This window comes from Paenibacillus sp. FSL R7-0297 (genome assembly GCF_038009025.1).
GTDB lineage: Bacteria > Bacillota > Bacilli > Paenibacillales > Paenibacillaceae > Paenibacillus_AQ.
The window spans coordinates 7,234,090-7,254,997 of the sequence record NZ_JBBPAQ010000001.1 but is presented as its reverse complement, the minus strand read 5'-3'; the positions used below and the strand labels follow the sequence as shown (position 1 = coordinate 7,254,997).

Here is a 20,908-nt window from a genome sequence, read left to right as displayed (position 1 = left end):
TGAGCTTGAAAATATTCAGTCTGGGTATGGATCAGCTGACAATTAATGAAATAAAGCTTGCCGGATTTACGGTCATTGCCCAAAGCGTGCTGCCTGAGCCTGCGCAGGCCGGAGGACATCTGCTGATGGTGACAAGCGAGCAGGTACCCGTATCTGGACTCAGCGGGCTGCGCCGGAGTTATCCGGATTCCAACATTTTGTATGTATATCTGCAAAAAGGGGTGAGGGGTTATCAGGCTATACATATGCAATGTGAGAGCCTGGGGATCTTCTTTATGCCTCCGCGTTCGACCTCATCGGCTATTATCGATAAGCTGCGCTACATGCTTGAGGATGAGCAGGCAGAGCGGGGGAATCTGATTGGATTCTTCGGGTCCGGGCCGGGCATTGGCTGTACAAGTGCAGCTAAGCTATTCGCCAGACGGATTGCGGCTTCGGGGCTGCGGGTAACCGTGCTGGGTCTTGATCTGTACGATCCGGGTTATGACCGTAAGACAGCAGTCAGCCTGGACAGGCTGCGGCCGCGGATTACCGGCAAAATGCTTCACGATGAGGACTTTGCCGGGTTTGTGAAGCAGGAAGGATATTCGTATCTGCCGGGCAACTTCGATTATTTAAGCGCTCAGGACTATCAGGAGGAGGAGATCGAGTATTTGCTGGCCAGAGCAAGTGACAATGCCGATGTGGTGGTGGCTGATTTTGGGTCCATTCCGGAAAGTGCCGCCTGGTATGTGGGCATGCAGAAATCTGTCCTGCGGATGATTGTAACGCATCCCCGTCATGAGTACAGGCTACAGCCTCTGATGGAGCTGGCCGGGCATATGGATCTGCATCCGCAGGATTTCCAGTGGATCATTAACCGCAGCAATGTAGAAGAGCTGACCTCTTCCAAGAATCTGGCGCTGCGCTTTGGCAGTGAGATCCTGCTGGAGCTTCCATATTACCAGCCTTTCCTGGAGAGCCTGCCGCTCGGCAAAAAAGAACTTCAGCATGTAGACGATAAGGTTCATGCGCTGCTGGTCTCGCTGGGTCTGGCTTTGGAAGTCCGAAAGAAGGGGATATTTCAATGATTGAATATCCGGATGAAGCTTGGCTGCTGAAGCAGGGACGCCCTTCATCAAGATGGACGCCGCGGGACCCTGAGCATGGAAGGCGGCAGGAAGAGGAGGACGGGAGCGAACAGTTAAGGTTGTCGGAGGCTACTGAGAACAGGCGGCTTTTCTCACTGAAGCAAAGTGTGCTCCGTACCAGCAAACCCGGCAAGGAAGACTTCTACAGCTTTCTGCAGAAAATGAAAAGTGAAATGAACGCCGGACTAGAGCGTGAGGATGACAGCTATTTCGAGCTAAATGCCAAGGCATTGATTGGTGATCCGCAGGCAGTCAGCTTTTTCATGAACGAGATCGAGAAGTATTTGCGCCGTACCCCGTTTACGGGCAAGGTGCCGGAAGCTTACCGTACAGCGGCAGAGGCGCTGTTCCATGAATGGAAAGGGTTCGGACCCGCTTACCGCTGGTTCACGGACCGGGCTTATAGTGAATCGACCGGGCTGCAGATGATCGGACGGCAAATTTTCTATAACCACCAGGGCAGGTTTGTAGCTTATCCGTATGAGATGCCTTCGCTGGATCGTGTAGAGCAGCTGAAGCGATCTCTGTTGAAAAGCGATCCCAACAAAAAGCTGAACAAGGATAATCCTTCGGTGGAATTCAAAATGGATGATCCCCTCTGGCCGGGGCGGTTCATCCGGCTAGCCATCTGGGTATCGCCACGGGTCTGGGAAGGCTTCACCACCATATCCCTGCGCCGCCAAGTCGTCGAATTTCTGGATCTGGATGATCAGGCCGGCACAGAATGCATCCCTGCGGAAGCGATTGAACTGATCCGTGCGCTTACGGGGACGTTTCGTAATACGATTATCGCGGGTGCCGTAGGCTCGGGTAAAACCACTTTTGCCAATACAATTGTCGGTGAGCAGTTGCTCGGTTCCTCCTCCTGCATGGGAGTGGTGATGATTGAGAAGCATCCGGAGTCTATTCTGCCATATCAGATCAAGGGCCACCGGATCATTCCGATCCAGGCATCCAATGAGGAGCTGATGGAGGTCGGCGTGGAATCGTTGCGGCATGACCCGAACATTCTCTATATGACGGAGATGCGTTATAACGAATGGGAATTCTATCTATGGAGCGGCGAAAAGGGCTATGACGGCATCACCGGAACCTTTCATACCGTGGATTCGGAGGATATTCCTTACCAGGGCGCATTTGCCGTATCTACACGGATTGGCGGCAGCCTGAAAGGGCATTTAATCTCAGCGCTGAAATCCTGTGAGCTGGTCTTTATTCTGGAAAGTGTGCCCGATGGGAAGAAGCGGCTCTCGCGGATATCCGAGGTTTTTTATGAGGAAGCCAGCAACTCGGTATTCGCTAATGATCTGATGCGCTGGGAGCCGGAGCAGTCCGCCTGGAGCTATAATGACAAGCTGACGCCGGGGCTGATGGTGAAGATGAAGAAGAAGAATGCACGGGCCACGCGGATGATGCTGCAGGAGCTTGGACATCTCGCTGCCCAGAAACCGATGGTGGGCCCGCTGAAGGAAAGCTTGAAATCCAGGATTGTTTTGAATGAATGAGGGGGGAGCCTGTGGCGCTGCTGTACTATATCATCCAGTTTGTCTTTCATTTACTGGTCGCGGGCGGATTATGGCTATTGGTGAAGCCGCTTATTGAGCGGCATTTATCGCAGTGGGGACAAAAGATGGATTTCCGGATGAACCTGAGGATGAGTCTGTTCGGCAAAAAAGTAAGCATGATTAATAAAAGAATGTGGCTATACCGCCATCTGGATGATTTGCTGTATTTTGCCCATAAGCGGTATGAGCCGGGAATCAGTGTTATGCGTTTTGTCACTCGTTCAGGCATGCTGTTCACGGGGATATTTCTATCGGGTCTGCTGACTCTGCGGGAGCTGCCGGGACATATGAGCTTTAATAATCCTTTCCTGGAGGGGATTGTGTTAAATGAGGGTACAGCTGTGCAGGACGCTTGGCGGCTCCCGCTGTTTCTGGCAATTCTCTCGGCAAGCATTCCATACTTACGGATGAGGTATACCTATGCTCAGAGGAAAGTGCGGGGGAGCTACGATCTGCTCGATGTGATCAAAATCGCCACCAAATTCACTCATTTATCTGCGGATTCCATTCTGTCGAGGACCAGTGATTTGCTGGCCGGGGATAATGTGCTGAAGACTCCCTTGAAGCTGCTTGGAGCGGCGTTTGCCAATTACAGCAATGAACGGGAGCTGAATGAGGAAGCAGGGCGTTTTGCCGGAGCGATCGGAACGACCTTTGCCGTAGAATTCGTATCGGATCTGCTCTATTGCGAGAAGGAAGGCACACGTTATCTCAAAAGCTCGCTCATGATGCTTAACCGCTCCATGGAGCAGCAACGGGAGACGATTCTGACGGTCAAAGCAAGCAGCAGGGATGCGATTAGCCTGGGGCTGTACGGAAATCTGGTTGTGCTCGTTTCTTCGGTTGGAACATTTATGTATATGCTGAAGCCAGACGTCTATTTCAAATTGCAATTTGAGACTACAGTTGGCCTTACATTTATGATGGTCATCATTGCGGGAATGTTCATCTCGTTCATGATCAGTACCATCCTCGCCAGGCCCAAGCTGGACTACCACTAAGGTGATGAATAATGGATAGATTACTACTTTTAATAGCTGTAACAGGTATTGTGTATCTCGCTCTATTGGTTTTTGTCAGCAGCAGCAGCCGTCAGGAACGTTATGTACTCCGTCTCGGTGTGAAGTGGAAGGCCTTCGGGGAACGGGTGCAGAATGAACGGCTGCAGCACTTGCTGAATCAGAGCGGTCTACCCATATCAGCAGCCAAAATCACACTGTTCCGGTACTCGGCGGCGCTGATTTATCTGCTGGTGCAGACGGCAGGTGACTTCGTACGTTCAGAGCCTTTATCTATCTATGATCCGCTTATTGCTGCGCTTATTCTCCTGATTACCAGTCCGCAGCGGGTTTTGCCGCTTGGCTGGCTGCTGATCTGGCTGCATCAGAAGACACTTATTCAAAAAGACGGGGAGCTGATTTCCTTCATCCGTCTCTATGAGAATAACCGGCTGCGCAAGCGCGGGTATGTGGAGTTTGGAGCTTTTTGTGCAGGGACAGCCAGCCACTTCAATTATATCCGTCAGGATCTATATGAGCTCTCGGAAAGGGCGGTAGATGAGGGAACCGAGCGTGCGATTGAATGGTTTTGCGGAAAATTTCCCGAGAACCACGCTTTTATCAACGATATCCGTTCGATTCTGCTGGCGACGGAGGGCATGGATGATGATCATGAAGCAGCGAATTATTTACGGGAGCAGGGCAAGATTATCACCAAAATATCGAGCGACCAATATTTGAAGAAGTGGTCCTTCATCGGCGATGTATCGACCATCATTAATGTAATTCCGTCTATCGCTACCTTCCTGATGATTGTATGTCTGGCTATGCAGTACATTATGCTGATTAAGGGCAATTTTAGCGGTGTGGGGATGTTTCAATGAGTGAATTTTTGTATATTCAAACAGCAATTAAAAATATAAAATAAAAAGGGAGATATTAACAATGAAAAAGGACGCTATTTCTACTGGTTTATTTATCGCTATCGGATTTCTGTGTGTGGCTATCGTAATCGCAATACTGATTCCTGTCGTACGGGACGTAATCGACGATGCAGATGATAACAGACCGCTCATTCCGGCGGTTAGCCTGGTTAAGCCGTCAGGCTCGGGTGTGGATGCGGCAGGACATAAGTTAGTTGATTTCCTGGTTTAACGGAGATGAAGAAGGACTCGATTTCCGTCGCACTGTTTCTGGCTATTGGCTTTGTGATTGCGGGAATTTTTATCGCCGGGGCAACAAGCATTATCGGCGGCAGCCAGGATGATATCATTACCCATGTCAAAGCAGTTGAACAGTATTAAAAGGAGGCGCTGCGCTTGAAGGCAACCGTCCTCCGGGCATTGTTTATGTGGCTGGTGCTGTTCATTATCCTGCAGCCGATTTTTACGTATATTGATTATCTGCTGGATTTGCAGGTCAAAGCCAACACATCCTATATCACGCAAAAGGCCGCAACCGAAGGAATGGTTACAGCCTCTATGAGAGGCGAGGTCATCTCGAACCTGAAGGCGGTCGGTTTTCCGGAGAGCTCTATTGAAATTACTAGCAGTACGGAAATGATTCTTGAGCGCAAACAGCGGATAGATGTGTATGTAACAGCACCAAGGGTAAACCTGTTTCCCTACAATTTCTCCGGCGTATCCCAGCCGACAAGGTATTATGGGCACGGCTCGATCATGAGTGAATATCTCGATTAATTAAGGGATGAAGCTAACCTATGGATTATATTATTAAGCTGGCATTTGTCCTGCTGATCTTTATCTACTCCTGGTTTTTTCAAATTCAGAATCAGGAGTGGGACATCATGCGCAGTATGCTCAAGGATGCTAACAATATGGCGGTTCACGATGCATCACAGGAGTTGAACGAAGCAGCGCGTGCACAAGGACGGTTGGTTATTGACCCTGATGAAGCCTATGCTACCTTCCGCCACACGCTGCAGAATAATCTGGGACTGGACGACGGCTTATCCCCCTTAGCGGGGAGCCGACTCCAGGCTCAAGTGAGGATCGTCAAGTTCGATATTGTGGATGAATCAACGGGAAATACGTTTCCCATGCTCTATGAAGACCCTGCTTACGGCATCACCAAATACATACAGGGACCTTCGGTCATCGCAGTTATTCAAACGGAGCATCCGGTCCTGATCTCCAGAAACAAAGTACAAGAAGCAATTACCGTGCCGGCGGTTCAAGAATATAAGCTGAATCATTAGCCATATGAGCTTCGGCGGGTCCTGACCCAACTACTACAATTAAGGGAGAGTTCGATTATGAAAAAGACGATGCTCAGCAAGACAATGGTGGGAAGAACAGCTGTAAAAGCCTTACTGGCAACAGCATTGTTAGCCGGTGTAATTGTAGGTCAAGTTGGGCCTGTCAGTGCAACAGCTGCAAAGCCGACGGCGGCTCCGATTATGAGGGATAACCTTTCGAAGTATGGATTAGTGAAGGATGTGGAGCTTCCGGTAACAGTTGAGGCTGGCGGACTTAGTTATACGCTGGAGAAGATTATGATTTATGATTTTAATTCTAAAGATGCAATCAATTTGAGAAAAACATATAAATATGGTGAAGAATCTGGATTGGTTCCAAAACCAACATACTTTGTTTGGACCAAAATTACAGTCAAAAATAATAGTAAAAAGGTAGTGGATAATACAACCGATGATTTTTGGAGATTGAAATTTAAAACATTCACAACTCTTCAACCTGTGCAAAATTGGTCGCGTATTAAGAAGACTAATGACAAAATGGCTCTTAATTGGTTGGTTTTAAAACCAGGTGAACAACTAACAACCTACCAGGCTTATATGTACGATGGGACGACGTTTGACTACTTCGTTATTCGTTTGTTCTTTAATGGTCAATTCAGCGAAAAATATGTAGTGAAAGAATTGTAAGGGGAATATATGCGCAAAATCACTTTTTTAATATTGCTAATTATTTTACTGGCAGCAAGTTTCCCGAATTATTATGCTCAGGCTGCGGGGGGCAAATCAGGTTCCGTCGCAGTCCCTATTACCACAGGCTTAGTAGGATCAGATAACAGTGCGAAAAGTTTTTATATGGACTTACCCAGTGGTGTTACTAGTTCTGCTATCTTACAAAATACACTTAAATATACTGGAAATAATCAGACAATTGGAAATATTGCTATAGAGAATGGGAAAATCAAAATAACTTTAAAAGGGTCGGAAAATAAAAAAGTACTTGAAAAAGTACAAGGATATCAGGCTTCTTTTGGAGAAATGTACGCCACCAAAATTTATAATTCAATATGGTTATACTCTGATGGAAGACGCTGGCAAATTAACGAATACGACGAGTTCAATGATCGGATGAAGACAAAAGATAAGGCGGCTACCGATGGCTACCCATCACAAAATCCTCCATCTATAGTAGTAACAGCTGGCCCTTTACAAGATCAGCTGTATCTCAAATGGTACAATGGTTCTAAAACAGAGGTTATTGATTCGAAAGATATTATTTCATCAACTATAAAACCTAAAATATTAACACATTCTTCATATACTGAAGGGGAGCCAAAATTTAAGAATGGAAGAGTTATTATTAACTATCATATCCCCAACAGTACTCCATGGAAACCAGAACCGGATGACGGACTATCAGGTAAAGCGGAAGGTCGAAGATATTTTGCAGATGTTACTTATTATTACGAAGCTAACGCAAACGTAACCACCTACAGCTACGGAGGCCTTGTCACCTTCGACTACGGCCTCCCCGATGAAGCGACCCTCACAGGGGCAGCCATTCTTGAAAAACCCTCACCCAACCCGGTGAAATTTGAGGATAAGGACGTACCCGTACAGATCAACCTGAAAGGGGAGCTGTTGGCATATAAAGATTCGTCTAACATCGAAGAATGGGTGTTTTATGCTAAAGAAAAAGGAAATGAGAGTTCGCTGAAAACGCTAAAGGATTATTCTAAAACCCTTACGGCCGCCAAAAAGATTGATTTTACCATTCCAAAATCAAAAGTGAAATCTCCTAGTATCACACAGGAATACGAATTAAGTATAGTCGTGAGGTTCAAGAAACCCGTTGTAACCAAAACGGGAACCATCACTTCATTGAAGGTGTCCTACAACGTTAAAGCCGGAGTGTATACAACTCCAACTCCTCCAGGCGGGGACTTTCCAGGACCAACTTCTCCTCCAAATCCTCCGCGAGAGCTGAAGCCGCCGATTGCCCTTATCTCAGCGCCAAAGACGATTAAGGCAGGACAAGAGTTTGAAGCCAGCGGCGCAGGCTCTTTTGATCCGGACGGCTTTATCAAGAGCTATTATTGGGACACGACGAATGCTATAGGAGAATTGACGGATCGGCCGCGGGGGACCCTTTGGTACGATAAGGAGCATTTGGGCGAGCGGTCGCTGGCACTTACGGTTTTGGATGATGATTCAATGTCCGGGAGCACCAGTACTGAAATTACGGTCATTGAGCCGGTTCCGAATGCGTCCATTTATGCTGAAGGAACCTTGAAACAGAACCGGAAGGTCATTATTCGCAGTTATAGCAGCAGCCCTACACATTACCCGTTGGTAGATTCTAAAACTAAAATCACCATCACTGCCGTTTCTGGGGGGACTAATGCAGACATAAAATACAGCGGGTCGCTGAATGGCGTGCCAAGTAAAGATGTACTGTTTAAAAAGCCAGGCAGATATAAAGCAACAATCTATGTCGAGAATACCCTGGGGCTGTCTGCGAGCAGCGAAGTGTCGTTTGATATTGTACCGGATGAGAAGCCCTTTGCTTACTTCACACTTCCTGGATCCGCGTACCGTAACCCTGCAGATGGCAATCAGGCGACGATCTCTATCGATGACATGTCCTATTCTCCGGATAAAGACATTGTGGCCCGGAGGCTATGGGAATATCGCTACGATTCGAATAACAACGGAAATTTTGCAGATGAGAGCTGGGTCATCTTTAGTAACGAGAATTTAGATCACCTTAATCTTAAAGTGCGGGATGTTGGACAATACCTGGTACGGCTCACTGTGTTTGAAGAATTTGGGCAGCCAACCATAGATGAATTTGTTACCCAGGATGATCGCCAATCGAACAACTCAGACGTTACACAAAATACCATTGAGCGAATCTTTAAGGTTAAAAATCAGGCGCCAGATGTGGATTGGTCATGGTAGAAAGGAAAGAATATGCAGAAATTTAACAAGGCACTCTCAATATTCATGGCTGCTGTTTTACTGCTTCTAACATGGCCTGAAGCTTTGCCGGGAAAGGTGCGGGTAGAGGCAGCGGGTGATTCCAATGTAATCAACTATATTGATATACATGTCGAGGCATTTAGCGATACTAGGTATTGGGAACCATATATGGGGGGAATCGGAGATGTAACTCTTGATATGCCAAGTTTTACGCTTAAAAATGTCCGATTTGACCTAACAACTCTTATATTTGAATATGATGTTGTTCTGGATGCACCAATTATAATGAAATCGTCAAATAAGGATTGGTATTCTGACTACTGGAGAACTAGATTTGCGAGCATTTCCACAAGTTTTAGTTCGCCAACAAAGAGCGCTACAGTTAATTATAGGGAATGGTTAGTAAATGAGTTCCCGGCTACTCAAACATATAATACATTGAGTCTATCAGGACCACCTACGAGTCAGGTGAGTGTACCATGGGATCGGGAACTTCCTACCAAGTTAGATATTGTGGTATGGGCAAGAGATAGTCATTGGTATAACAGTCCTACGAATGGTTGGGCGAATGCCGCCCAACGTTATATTTACGATGTGCCGTTAATTATCAATTCAGCTCCAAGTCTAACCGTAACGAATCCGAGTGAACAGCAGCTAATCAACGAGCCTGGCTTCAGCGGAATGAACATCGAAGGATACGTACGCGATGTGGACAATAACGATTTGGTGGTCAGTGCGGAGATCCTGAATGTGTTCTACAAAAAAGTAACCATTCCGCAGGCATTATATAATAAACCATTTTCCATACCCATAGACGTTTTGGCAGACGGAATACCTCCTGGACGGCATACGATCATTGTCAAAGTCGTTGATCCCTACAACTTCAAAGACGAGAGGACGCTAAATGTAAATGTATCCTACAGGTTAAGGAATAAGTCATTTATCTTAATTAATACACCTGTGGACATTACGACAACCTACACAGATTATGAAGGGGACCCGAAGGTTCAAGACAGGTACCGGTATGATCATGACCCGAACTTTTTTGACAATTCAATGGGGATCATTGGTGACAGTGGTCTATGGCGAAATTCAAAGTACCAGTCGTTCCCCTACAGCGGGGTGTATGTGGCCACCTTCCAGGCTCGGGATAATCCAAAAAGTGATGATCGGTTCGATGAATACCGGCTATGGAGCCGCGATAATTTATCATCCATGACGTTTCATGTACACCGGAAGCCAATTGCTCTGTTTAGTGCGAAGCTAACGGGAGGATGGCTGCAAATCACAGATAGCTCCTACGATCTTGATCATATCAAGGCGTATAACAAGGGGTTGATGGATTGGCAATGGCAATATAAAAAAAACGAATCTGAAATGTGGATGGACGGGCAACCGCCTGCACAGCTGCCAACAAACGAGCAATATGATATCCGGCTACGTGTGCGTGATGTGGACGGAGAAAATGGAGCAGGGGTCTGGAGTGATTGGTGTGTGCGGACCGTAGGTGGCGGTGGTAATCTTCCACCGGTAGCGCTTTTTACGGTAGAGCCGAATATCGTTTCTTACCGTAAAGCCACGGCGGTTACCGACAAGTCTTTTGACCCTGATAATGATCCACTTGATGTGTATAGCTGGACGGTGGTTAAGGACGGCTGGAAGCAGGTATGGAGTCATTGGGGCGGGGCGGCTACGCCTCCAAATATTGCGGCCTACGGAGTAGGGACTTACCAGTTAACCTTACAGGTCCATGATAATCGGGGGCTGTGGTCAGAACCTTACAGTCAAACCGTACAAGTCATGAACCACCCGCCTGCAGCAGCCTTTAATATGCCATCTGAAGTGTACCGGGATACGTTATTTTCAATTGAGAATTTGACGCCCGATCCGGACGAGGATGGGGACGGACTGAGTTATGGCTGGAACGCACGAATCAATAACTCCGGCTATTATTATGCCAGCGGTAACCGGAGTCCGATGATGACGATCCGTGATTTAATTGCAAACTATGGCATATCCCAGCAGCAAGCAATTTCTGAGGGATGGGAAATGAGGCTTACGGCTTCAGATGGTTCGTTAAGCTCGAATGCTACCCGTTTGTTTACGGTCAAGAATCATGTTCCAACGGCTGAGATTAATGGACCAACGGTTATATACCAATATGACAACAAAACCTACTATGGCATTGATGTTGATGAAGATTCATCCGATACCGGTAGTTTGCAGTATTACTGGAAAATAACCGATAGCGATGGAACCACAACAATGTACCGCACAGCCAATATAAATATAGATTTCCCGGACACCGGGACATATACCTTAGAACATTGGGTAGTGGACCAAATCGGTGCAAAGTCAAACGTGGCTAAGCTGAAGGTTGATGTCATAGAAAACCAGGCTCCAGCTATCACGCTAACGGATCCGGCGGGTACGGTTACAAATCCAACTATTCTGGATGCAGAGGTGCAGGGAGATCCTCTCATTAGGTGGAACTACAGTGATCCGGAGAACGATCCGCAGGAGAAATACCGACTGGAGTTCTTCGCGACAGACGGGCAGTTGGCCAAAACAGTCGAGAACACAGATTCGACCGGCGGATTGCGGCAGTATCAGGTGCCTAATCCCACCTTTGAACGGTTCTCAATTTTCAGCCTCTACGCCCGGGCTTATTCAAAAGGCTCCTGGTCAGAAGTCTCCAATGAAAAAGCCTTCATCATCGATAATCCGCCGCATGCCGGTTTTAACCTGATGACGGATACGGGCCGCAATGCAGCAGCGGTGCCCATTTACCGGACGGATGTACTGCAGATTACCAGCACTGCAACCGATGCGGATATCCCGAAGGGCGACAGTATTAAACATCAATATTTTCTGAAGCCTTCAAGCGGGAAGGAAGGGCTGGCCAGCGTACAGGAGAGCTTCACCAAGCAATTCACATCAAACGGAACCTTTACGCTGCGGCAAATCGTTACGGATACTCTGGGGTTATACCGGGAGCTGTCGCAGAATATCACTGTCGTGAACCGGATTCCGGCTGTGAATATTATTTATCCAACCAGCACCAGCCCATCCAGTCCGACCATTGTTAGTACACTCACCCCTGTGATTCAGTGGGATTATCAGGATGAAGACGGCGATGTGCAGCAGCGCTTCAAAGTACGCATTGTTAATCTGGCAAGTGGTGCGGTAAAGGCCCAGTCTGGTGAACAGGTATCCGGGGCTAAGCAGTGGAAGGTTCCTTCCGGCACGCTTGCAGAGAATGAGAAATATGCTGTGGAAGTTGAGGGGTATGACGGGTTCGGCTGGAGCAGTGTGTCTCCGCGCAAATATATGATGGTCAATCTGCTCAGCATTAAGGGGGCTGTCCAGCACACAGAGGAGTGGAACAGTAACCGTCAGGCTTACAATTTGAATAAAAGCGGGAATGCGGAGAATCCGCGGGGGTATACTGTTTATTGGGCGGGGGAGAAATTCGTGCTGCAGGGCACGGCAACCGGATTGCCGGATACCGTTCAGGTTACAATGAGCGGAGGGTATACAGCGCAGCTGAGTCCGACCGGAAGTGACAGGACCAAGTGGATAGGCGAATTGGCAGACCCGTCGTTTGAAGAGTTGCCGGATGGTCCGGTTACGTTCACTTTTACCGCCACTAATGAATTCACGACCAAAGTCGATTCGGTTACGGTAACCATTCTGGGGGATTGGTCAGAATATTATCAGAGTCATCGCGTAAAATAACGGAACGTAGTCACTCCGTTACCGGTATCTTGTTCTTACGTGTCTATATCACGCAGCATCCTACGGGCGGAGGGGGATCGTTCAGACGATCCCCTCAGTCCGTTCTTCGTTTAAGCGGAGCATTCGTGCGGCAACCGCCCCCGGAACGGGTGAACTGGCGGTATGTAAGCTGGATGTGAAGAGAGCCACACCATTATTACGGCGCATATAATAGGAAAGTTTGCCGCTGAATATCTTGTGGGCACACAGGGACGAGGCGAAATCCTCCGGAGTTACGAAGCAGGAGGGCTTGGCCACCGGATGCACGGCCGTTTCTTCAAATACAGAGGCTACAAATTGTGAGCAGAAAAAAGCATCCTCCCTGTCGATCCGGATATTCAGCAGCACACCCACCAGGCCGAGCAGATGATATTTATAGCGCTCCTGATTCTGCATCATACCTTGAACATGATTGTACATGGTGTCATACTCTTCGGCACTGACTCTAAGCTGGTAGATGGCACAGTCTGCACTGCTGTAGAACGGATGGATAAAGTTCTCATGGATCAGTCCGGCGATAAATGGATTGTGCACTCTTTTTCTCCCGAAGCTGTAGACCTCGCGCAGTTCACTGTCAAAGGCGATCGAAGCATGATTCAGCTCTGCTTTGGTGAACCATTTAATAATTCCGCTGAAGGCCGTACCCGTTCCGGTAAGCACAACATAGATATCTCTATTTGCAGTCATCTTCGAAATCCCTTTCTGCTGGAAGTAATGGATAATCCGGTAAAAAGTATTGCTGAGGTACTTCCATCTTACTGTATAAATCAGCTTTGTAAAACAAACTTTAGTCTTAGATAGAAACTAGACTTAAGGCTAAGTCCCTCCATTCGCGGCTTGCATCCTCCCAAACCCTCCTGAAACTCTGTAAAGCTGGCGGTAGAGTGCATAGACCCGGCAGAAGCCGCTAACTATAAGCTGTAGCAAAAACAATTGGAAATGCTTCCACTTACGTGATACAATAATAGTCAAAATGACATTCTTGATTTGAGGAGGATTATTTTAATGACTGAACAAGCAAAAAAAGATCAAGCCATTCATAAAGAAGAAAACTCGACGGTGGACAACCTGGCCATCACTACGATCCGTACCCTTGCTATTGATGCGATTGAAAAAGCAAATTCCGGTCATCCAGGCATGCCAATGGGTTCTGCACCCATGGGATACCAGTTGTTCGCCAAGACGATGAATCATAACCCGGATCACCCGACTTGGGTAAACCGTGACCGGTTTGTATTGTCCGCCGGTCATGGATCCATGCTGCTCTACAGCTTGCTCCACCTGAGCGGTTATGATCTGCCGATGGAAGAATTGAAGCAGTTCCGTCAATGGGGCAGCTTGACACCGGGACATCCGGAGTTCGGCCACACTGCAGGTGTAGACGCGACAACCGGTCCGCTTGGACAAGGTATCGGTATGGCTGTAGGTATGGCGATGGCTGAAGCGCAGCTGGGTGCTACTTACAATAAAGACGAACATAATGTAATCGACCATTATACGTATGCGATCTGTGGCGATGGCGACTTGATGGAAGGGATCTCTTCCGAGTCCGCTTCGCTTGCCGGCCATTTGAAGCTGGGCAAACTGATTGTAATGTATGATTCCAATGATATTTCCCTCGATGGCAAGCTGAACCTTGCGTTCTCCGAGAATGTGGCTAAACGTTTCGAAGCTTACGGCTGGCAGGTTCTGCGCGTAGAAGACGGCAACGATCTTCCTGCACTCGGTAAGGCTCTTGCTGAAGCTCAAGCAGACAGCAGCAAACCGACGCTGATCGAAGTGAAGACCGTTATCGGCTACGGCAGCCCGAATAAACAAGGTAAAGGCGGCCACGGCGGTACTCACGGCTCCCCGCTGGGTGCCGATGAGGCGAAGCTTACGAAGGACTTCTACAAATGGGTATATGAAGAAGATTTCTTTGTTCCGGACGAAGTGCGCGCCAGCTTTGCTGAAGTGAAGGCTAAAGGAATCGCGGCTAACAAAGCATGGGATGAGAAATTTGCAGCTTACAAACAAGCTTACCCTGAGCTTGCTGCACAGCTCGAAACTGCACTTAGTGGTGAGCTTCCAGCAGGCTGGGATGCCAATCTTCCATTCTACAAAGCAGAAGACAAAGCAGTGTCCACGCGTGTAGCTTCCGGTAGTGCACTGAACGGTCTGACTGCCGGTATCCCGCAGCTGGTTGGGGGTTCCGCTGACCTTGAGAGTTCGACAATGACTCACTTGAACGGTCTGTCCCAGTTCACTTCTGAATCGTATGACGGCCGTAATATCTACTTCGGCGTCCGCGAATTCGGTATGGCTGCGGCCATGAACGGGATTGCGCTGCACAGCGGGCTCAAAGTATTCGGCGGTACGTTCTTCGTATTCACAGATTACCTGCGTCCGGCTGTCCGCCTGGCTTCCATCATGAAGCTGCCGGTAACCTACGTGCTTACACATGACAGTATCGCTGTCGGTGAAGACGGTCCTACCCATGAGCCGATTGAACAGCTCGCGTCCCTGCGCATTATTCCAGGCCTTACTGTGCTTCGTCCGGCTGACGGCAACGAAACTTCGGCAGCTTGGGCTTATGCTATGGAGAACACGTCCAATCCGGTAGCACTGGTACTGACCCGTCAGAACCTGCCGATCCTGCCAGGAACTGTTGAAGGCGTACGCGATAACATCAAACGCGGCGGCTATGTAGTTTCTGATTCCAAGAACGGTACCCCGCAGGCACAGATTATTGCTACAGGCTCTGAAGTACAGCTGGCTGTTAAGGCTCAGGCTGCTCTTGCCGAAGAAGGCATTGATGTCCGTGTAATCAGCTTGCCGAGCTGGGATCTGTTTGAGAAACAGGACAAGGCTTACCGTGATTCCGTAATTCTGCCTGAAGTAAAGGCCCGTCTGGCGATTGAAATGGCGCAAACCTTCGGCTGGGAACGTTATACAGGCGATCAAGGCGACATTCTGGGGATCACTACCTTCGGCGCTTCCGCCCCTGGCGACACAGTAATCAGAGAGTATGGCTTCACCGTGGAAAATGTAGTCAGCCGCGTGAAAGCCCTGCTATAATAGATTGACCTAACGACAAAGGGGAGAATAAGCATATGAGTCAGTTTACGGGCGCGACAATTAAAAAAGCAGCGAACATCTATTACGACGGAAAAGTTACCAGCCGTACAGTTACTTTAGAGGACGGTACTAAGGTGACACTCGGTATTATGCTGCCTGGAGTATACGAATTCGGCACAGAAGGTCCAGAGACGATGGAAATCCTCTCCGGCAACCTTAAAGTACTGCTTCCCGGTACTGACGTGTGGAAGGACATCGACGGAGCAGAAACGTTCCATGTTCCCGGCAACTCCAAGTTTGCGCTGGAAGTCTTCGCATTAACTGATTATTGCTGTTCTTACCCGATTGTGTAATTAATTATCAGAATGAAATATCCCGGCAGCCTAAGCTGCCGGGATATTTTTGTTTGTTCCACGAATCAATAGTAGATGAAATAAACGGGAATCAGCTCCCCGTGCTTTTGTAATGCCTCACACCTATGCGCCAGATCAGCAGAGAGAGTCCGAGGAAGGCAGCTCCGGCGGGAAGCGAGAGGAAGCCGAGCCACTTAGGATAGTCCCAGCCGCATACTGTAGCTGCCGGATAGAAGCTGATGAACAGCATCGGCAACACAAAGCTAAACACCGATTTCAGTGCCCGTGGCATGTATGGCTCCGGGCAGCGAGTAATCTGGTAGCTTGCATTGGTCAGCAGATAAATCCAGTCGAGACCTTTAATAGTGAAGAAAGCAAGCCCTGAGGTCAGAACGAATACTCCGCAGTACATCAAGCAGCCTCCTGTCAGCGCCAGCGCCAGAATTCCGAGCCTGCCCGGCGTCAGGGAGACGCCCAGCTCCCCGAGCGCCCAACCTGCCGCACAGATTCCGGTGACAGGCCGGACTAGCCGGTGCAGATGGAATCTGGAGGCGGCAACCTGGACGAACAGAGAACGTGGACGGAGCAGCAGCCGGTCGAAATCTCCGGAGCGCAGCAGATGCCACGGGAAATAATCAAAGCCGCGGCAGAGGCTCTCGGCGAGTCCGAAGGAAGCTACAGCCAGTGAGTACACGAGGATGATATGGGCAACGGTCCATTCACCGATATTGCCAAAGCGGGAGAACAGCAGGACGGTGGCAATGGGATCAGAGACCACAACGGTTAGTACCTGAATCAGCATTAGCCACCAGCCCTTATATTCCATGCCGGACAGCAGATGCATCCGTAAATATTTGAAATAGATTTTACCTTCAGCAATCATTCGTTTGTCTCACCCTCCCTGGACGATAATGCTGTTCAGTCTACGTTTCATTATGATCCGGCCCGCCGCAATGAAGAGCATGCTCCAGAAGAGCTGAAGCCCTATGCCGGGCAGCGCAGCGGACGGAGCCATGGTTCCTACATACAACTGCAACGGGATATCTGCGAACCCTCCAAACGGCTGAAGGTACAGGAAGGTCTGCATGAATTCAGGCCAGAGCCGCAGGGGGAGATAGGTGCCGGACAAGATACTGCTCACTAGTAAAAGCATATAGGTCGGCCCGTCCCCCCAAGTGATGTTTAAACGGATAGCGGTCACAAGCATGGCAAAGGCCGAGCAAAGCACAAACGCCATGACTACCGAGAGAAGAAAACAGAACAGTGCAGTTATTGAGGCTGGCCCACCCAGTGCATATCCTGCAGGCATCAGAAGACCCACAAACACGGTGGACAGGCCCCGAATCCAAGAGGTGCCGAGCTTGCCGGCAGAGCTTTTGACAAACCAGTGGGTATACAGGTTCATTGGCCGGCATAACTCGATCCCGACGTCGCCGTTGTTGATTTTGCCCAAAATCTCACTGTCGATGCTCATACTCTGCAGCACAAACAGCCCCTGGGCCAGCCACACATAAGATATCGTTTGCGGAAGACTCAGCCCGTTATTGTTCCAAGAGCCGTTCTCGCTGTATGTATAGAACACGGTGAACAGCACACATTCCATAAGCGCCCAGAACACGCCGACCATCATGCCTGATAGTGCTGATATGCGGTATTGGAGCCCCTCGGCCATTCTGATCCGGAAGAGGGAGCCACAGGCCCGGCATGTATTTCTGAAATTCATCTTGCACCTCCTGATTGATGAGCTTAGAGACACGGGTATCCCGCCAAACGGGCTTAAGTCAAAGCCAAATCATTGTACATGGCAGCAATCATCGCATCTGTGTTGACCTTCATAACGACCTCAGGCGCATATTTCTCTTGTAGACCGGCGAGTTTTCCGTCATAGAGCAGTTGGCCGTGCCCGATCACCATGACCCGCTCGCATAAGGCCTCAATGTCATCCATGTCGTGAGTGGTCAGCAGCATCGTAACCCCGTGCTGGCGGTTCTCTGCCTTTAAAAAATTGCGCAGTGCGAGCTTCGATACCGCATCGAGTCCTATGGTTGGCTCATCCAGAAACAGAATTCTCGGCCGGTGCAGTAGCGCCGCCACCAGTTCACAACGCATCCGCTGCCCCAGCGATAGTTGTCTCACCGGTATCCTTAATAGTGTTTCCACACCAAGAGTTGCTGTTAACTCCGAAAGTCTCAGCCTGTAGTCTCCGGGGGGAATCGCATAAATATCCTTCAGCACATCAAAGGAATCAGCCACAGGTACATCCCACCAAAGCTGAGAGCGCTGGCCGAAGACAACGCCGATCTTGGATACATGATCTACGCGGTGCTTCCAGGGAACTTTGCCTAAAATGGTGCATTCTCCGCTGTCCGGCGTCAGGATACCGCTCATCACCTTGACGGAGGTGGATTTACCTGCACCGTTTGGGCCGATGTAACCCACCAGCTCGCCTTCAGCAATGTCAAAACCGATTCCGCCGAGTGCCTCTACCTTTGTCACATTCCTCATAAAGGCTCCTTTCAGCAGCCCCCATTTTCCTTCGGGCCGTTTATAGACTTTAAAGCTTTTGCGGATATCTCTGAGTCTGATTTGCATCCTAGTCGCCTCCTTCGTGGAGAAGATCATATCATTACAGGGGAATAGGAAGACATCAGCGCAAAGTACCTCCTTGATCCTTTGCTTCCAGTCCGAGGGGGGGATTCATTTATTTCCTTCGTTTTCCACAAAAATGCTTGTTATGTTGACATTTCTGTGCTACATTAATTTTATAGTTAACGCAAGGAAATTAGATGTTTTTTTGTATATGTATCTCAAATACAACCTTTAACGTACCGGTGATGAGAATCACCGGTATTTTTGCGTTTTCTTATAAGAACTGAAAGATTTGATGAAACCAGTTGTTAATGCTTGCCATATAATCGGGAATTTGCTATCTTAATATAAGAACGTATGTTTGTGAATGTATACATAAGCTTTAACTATGAGGAGGCCGGAGAGGGCTGCTCCAGGCAGTGAAGAAAATGATCGAAGTGTTGATACCTGACGAACATCTGCAGCTGGAGCAGGAGGAGCTGTTCGGGATGATGACCCGAGAATGGCTGACCAGAGTAAACCGCGCCAGTTAAGGGCTCATTCCGCGGTAATCCGCTCATATTCCCAGATGCTCTCATTGTTCTCAATGTCCTGAATTTCTCCAGTCCGGACGAATCCGTGCTTCTGATAGAAGTAATGATTCCGGACTGCCCAGGAAGGTGTATCCAGTGTCCATTTCTTCGCCGCAGGATAGCTTGCATACAGGAAATGAAATGCCTCATGCCCGAGGCCCTGATTCTGATACAGCGGATCGATGAAGATCCGGCCCAAATGGCACTCCTCTTCACTTACCGGGATGATAATCATTCCGCCGATAATCTGGCTGCCTTTCAGGAATTTATAATAATGGCTCTTGTTCATCTGCTCTGCCTGCCAGCTCACGGAATCGTAGCCGGGAGGCCCGTCTTCTTCTTTGTTCTGATAACGCCGTGCATCTTCATCGAATGTTCTTTTCTGTACATCAGCCAATGCTGAAGAATCTTGCGGTTGGGCTAATTCAATGCATATCATTTCATATTCCTCCTAAGGGATGTGTAATTGTACCGCCGGGCTTTATTCTATGCAGTTGTAGAGAATTCTGCCGTTATATTGGTTACAGTATCCTAATTAGAGTTCTATGCATAATGCTGCACAAGAAAAGACGCAGCCTGTGATCCGGCTGCGCCTGAAGTGGGAAGTCTGTTATTCCTTGCCGGTTGCGCCGCCGATCTTCTGGCCGATCCAGTCTTCGTAAGATTTCACCACAGCAGACAGGTCCTCATCCCCGTAGCCGTGATTGAAGCCCGCCTGGAACATACTTTTGGCGACACCAAGCATAGGGGAAGGTACGCCGGTGGAATCGCTGAGCGAGGATGCCAGCTTGAGATCCTTGAGCATCAGGGCAAGGGAGAACTGGTTGCTGAAATCATTATCAATAATCTTCTGTCCCTTCAGCTCAGCCTGCTTGCTACCTGCCGATCCGTTCTTCACCAGCTCGAGGAACTTATCTGCGGGAACACCTGATTTCACGGCAATGGAGAAGCCTTCGGCGAGTGCGACATTATGAATGCCGACCATGGCATTGTGAGCGAGCTTGGCTACGGCACCGCTGCCGTTAGCACCCATATGCAGCAGCAGTCTGCCCATGGAGTCGAAGATATCATGGTGCTCTTCAATCACAGCGGCGCTGCCGCCAACCATGAAGACCAGTGTGCCTTCGATAGCCGCAGGTTTGCTGCCAGTTACCGGAGCATCGAGGAAGCTGCCGCCCCGTTCTTCCACGGCTGCGGCAATTTCCTTCGCAAGCCCGGGCGAGATGGTGCTGGAATCCACAACGGTGGTTCCCGGTTGAAGGGTAGCCAGAATACCGTTATCACCGTAGAATACTTCCCGGATCGAATCATCATTACTGATCATGGTGATAATAACATTCTTGCCTTCAGCCGCAGCCTGCGGAGTTGCGGCAACCTTCGCGCCTTCCTGCTCCAGAGGTCTGCATTTCTCTGCTGTGCGGTTGTACACCGTAACCTCAAAGCCGCTGCGCAGCAGGTTAGACGCCATAGGCGCTCCCATCGTTCCGAGTCCGATAAAGCCGATCTGTTTCATTTCATTTCCACCTTTGCTCTTTGAGATCATAATATAGAAACTAAGTTTGTCTACATTCTATCAGATGGTCCTGGCATGTTCCACAGACAGGTTTCCGGTTCCGGATAGCAAACGCTTCCATGAAACTTTCATAAACATGGTTCCAAAGCCGGGGATA

19 protein-coding genes are annotated in these 20,908 nt (G+C 48.8%); 13 read left to right on the top strand and 6 right to left on the bottom strand.

From position 1 onward, the window contains the following. The first annotated feature begins 5 nt into the window (after positions 1-5). The 11 genes from MKZ24_RS31370 to MKZ24_RS31320 all read left to right on the top strand — a co-directional run bounded on the left by MKZ24_RS31370 (position 6) and on the right by MKZ24_RS31320 (position 12,628). Entirely contained in the window at positions 6-1,070 is a 1,065-nt protein-coding gene (locus MKZ24_RS31370; protein WP_340789720.1) for a hypothetical protein, read from the top strand. Beyond that, positions 1,067-2,635, top strand: coding sequence for an ATPase, T2SS/T4P/T4SS family (locus MKZ24_RS31365; RefSeq protein ID WP_042233233.1), 1,569 nt, complete (start codon positions 1,067-1,069; stop codon positions 2,633-2,635). The genes MKZ24_RS31370 and MKZ24_RS31365 overlap by 4 nt, the downstream gene beginning before the upstream one ends. Positions 2,636-2,646: 11 nt before the next feature. Further along, complete coding sequence (locus tag MKZ24_RS31360) at positions 2,647-3,696, top strand: hypothetical protein (RefSeq protein WP_340789717.1); 1,050 nt, start codon at positions 2,647-2,649, stop codon at positions 3,694-3,696. Positions 3,697-3,707: 11 nt separating this feature from the next. Continuing rightward, positions 3,708-4,577, top strand: coding sequence for a hypothetical protein (locus MKZ24_RS31355; protein WP_042233237.1), 870 nt, complete (start codon positions 3,708-3,710; stop codon positions 4,575-4,577). Positions 4,578-4,638: 61 nt separating this feature from the next. Then, positions 4,639-4,848 carry a hypothetical protein gene (locus MKZ24_RS31350; protein ID WP_042233239.1) on the top strand — a complete coding sequence of 70 codons (210 nt, stop codon included), beginning with the start codon at positions 4,639-4,641 and terminating at the stop codon, positions 4,846-4,848. A 5-nt stretch (positions 4,849-4,853) separates the two neighbouring features. Beyond that, positions 4,854-4,997 carry a hypothetical protein gene (locus MKZ24_RS31345; protein ID WP_156118554.1) on the top strand — a complete coding sequence of 48 codons (144 nt, stop codon included), beginning with the start codon at positions 4,854-4,856 and terminating at the stop codon, positions 4,995-4,997. Positions 4,998-5,012: 15 nt separating this feature from the next. Beyond that, positions 5,013-5,393 (top strand): hypothetical protein, encoded by a 381-nt coding sequence (locus MKZ24_RS31340; RefSeq protein ID WP_039296416.1) that lies wholly within the window; start codon positions 5,013-5,015, stop codon positions 5,391-5,393. Between the two features lie 20 nt (positions 5,394-5,413). Next, complete coding sequence (locus tag MKZ24_RS31335) at positions 5,414-5,911, top strand: hypothetical protein (RefSeq protein WP_042233240.1); 498 nt, start codon at positions 5,414-5,416, stop codon at positions 5,909-5,911. A 57-nt stretch (positions 5,912-5,968) separates the two neighbouring features. Continuing rightward, on the top strand, positions 5,969-6,598 hold the full coding sequence (locus MKZ24_RS31330) for a hypothetical protein (RefSeq protein ID WP_340789709.1): 630 nt from the start codon (positions 5,969-5,971) through the stop codon (positions 6,596-6,598). Positions 6,599-6,607: 9 nt separating this feature from the next. Continuing rightward, positions 6,608-8,869 carry a hypothetical protein gene (locus tag MKZ24_RS31325; protein WP_340789708.1) on the top strand — a complete coding sequence of 754 codons (2,262 nt, stop codon included), beginning with the start codon at positions 6,608-6,610 and terminating at the stop codon, positions 8,867-8,869. A 489-nt stretch (positions 8,870-9,358) separates the two neighbouring features. Next, a complete protein-coding gene (locus tag MKZ24_RS31320) occupies positions 9,359-12,628 on the top strand; it encodes a hypothetical protein (protein ID WP_340789706.1) in 3,270 nt (1,089 codons plus the stop codon). A gap of 81 nt (positions 12,629-12,709) precedes the next feature. Here MKZ24_RS31320 and MKZ24_RS31315 read toward each other — a convergent pair whose 3' ends face one another. Further along, complete coding sequence (locus MKZ24_RS31315; protein ID WP_340789704.1) at positions 12,710-13,354, bottom strand: hypothetical protein; 645 nt, start codon at positions 13,352-13,354, stop codon at positions 12,710-12,712. Between the two features lie 318 nt (positions 13,355-13,672). On the opposite strand from MKZ24_RS31315, the gene tkt reads away from it, so the two are divergent. Both tkt and ppnP read left to right on the top strand, forming a co-directional pair. Further along, entirely contained in the window at positions 13,673-15,724 is a 2,052-nt protein-coding gene (gene tkt, locus MKZ24_RS31310) for a transketolase (RefSeq protein WP_340789703.1), read from the top strand. Positions 15,725-15,759: 35 nt separating this feature from the next. Continuing rightward, the gene (gene ppnP, locus MKZ24_RS31305) at positions 15,760-16,077 is read left to right on the top strand and encodes a pyrimidine/purine nucleoside phosphorylase (protein WP_340789701.1); all 318 of its coding nucleotides are present in this window, start codon (positions 15,760-15,762) and stop codon (positions 16,075-16,077) included. A gap of 91 nt (positions 16,078-16,168) precedes the next feature. Here the strand turns inward: ppnP and MKZ24_RS31300 are convergent, their stop codons facing one another. The 5 genes from MKZ24_RS31300 to MKZ24_RS31280 form a co-directional block, all read right to left on the bottom strand. Continuing rightward, complete coding sequence (locus MKZ24_RS31300) at positions 16,169-16,960, bottom strand: ABC transporter permease (protein WP_042233251.1); 792 nt, start codon at positions 16,958-16,960, stop codon at positions 16,169-16,171. 9 nt (positions 16,961-16,969) lie between these two features. After that, a complete protein-coding gene (locus MKZ24_RS31295) occupies positions 16,970-17,800 on the bottom strand; it encodes an ABC transporter permease (protein ID WP_340789699.1) in 831 nt (276 codons plus the stop codon). A 53-nt stretch (positions 17,801-17,853) separates the two neighbouring features. Beyond that, the gene (locus MKZ24_RS31290) at positions 17,854-18,669 is read right to left on the bottom strand and encodes an ABC transporter ATP-binding protein (protein WP_231637790.1); all 816 of its coding nucleotides are present in this window, start codon (positions 18,667-18,669) and stop codon (positions 17,854-17,856) included. Positions 18,670-19,203: 534 nt separating this feature from the next. After that, positions 19,204-19,677, bottom strand: coding sequence for a GNAT family N-acetyltransferase (locus MKZ24_RS31285; protein WP_340789696.1), 474 nt, complete (start codon positions 19,675-19,677; stop codon positions 19,204-19,206). 171 nt (positions 19,678-19,848) lie between these two features. Then, positions 19,849-20,751 (bottom strand): NAD(P)-dependent oxidoreductase, encoded by a 903-nt coding sequence (locus MKZ24_RS31280; protein WP_340789695.1) that lies wholly within the window; start codon positions 20,749-20,751, stop codon positions 19,849-19,851. Between the last annotated feature and the right edge of the window lie 157 nt (positions 20,752-20,908).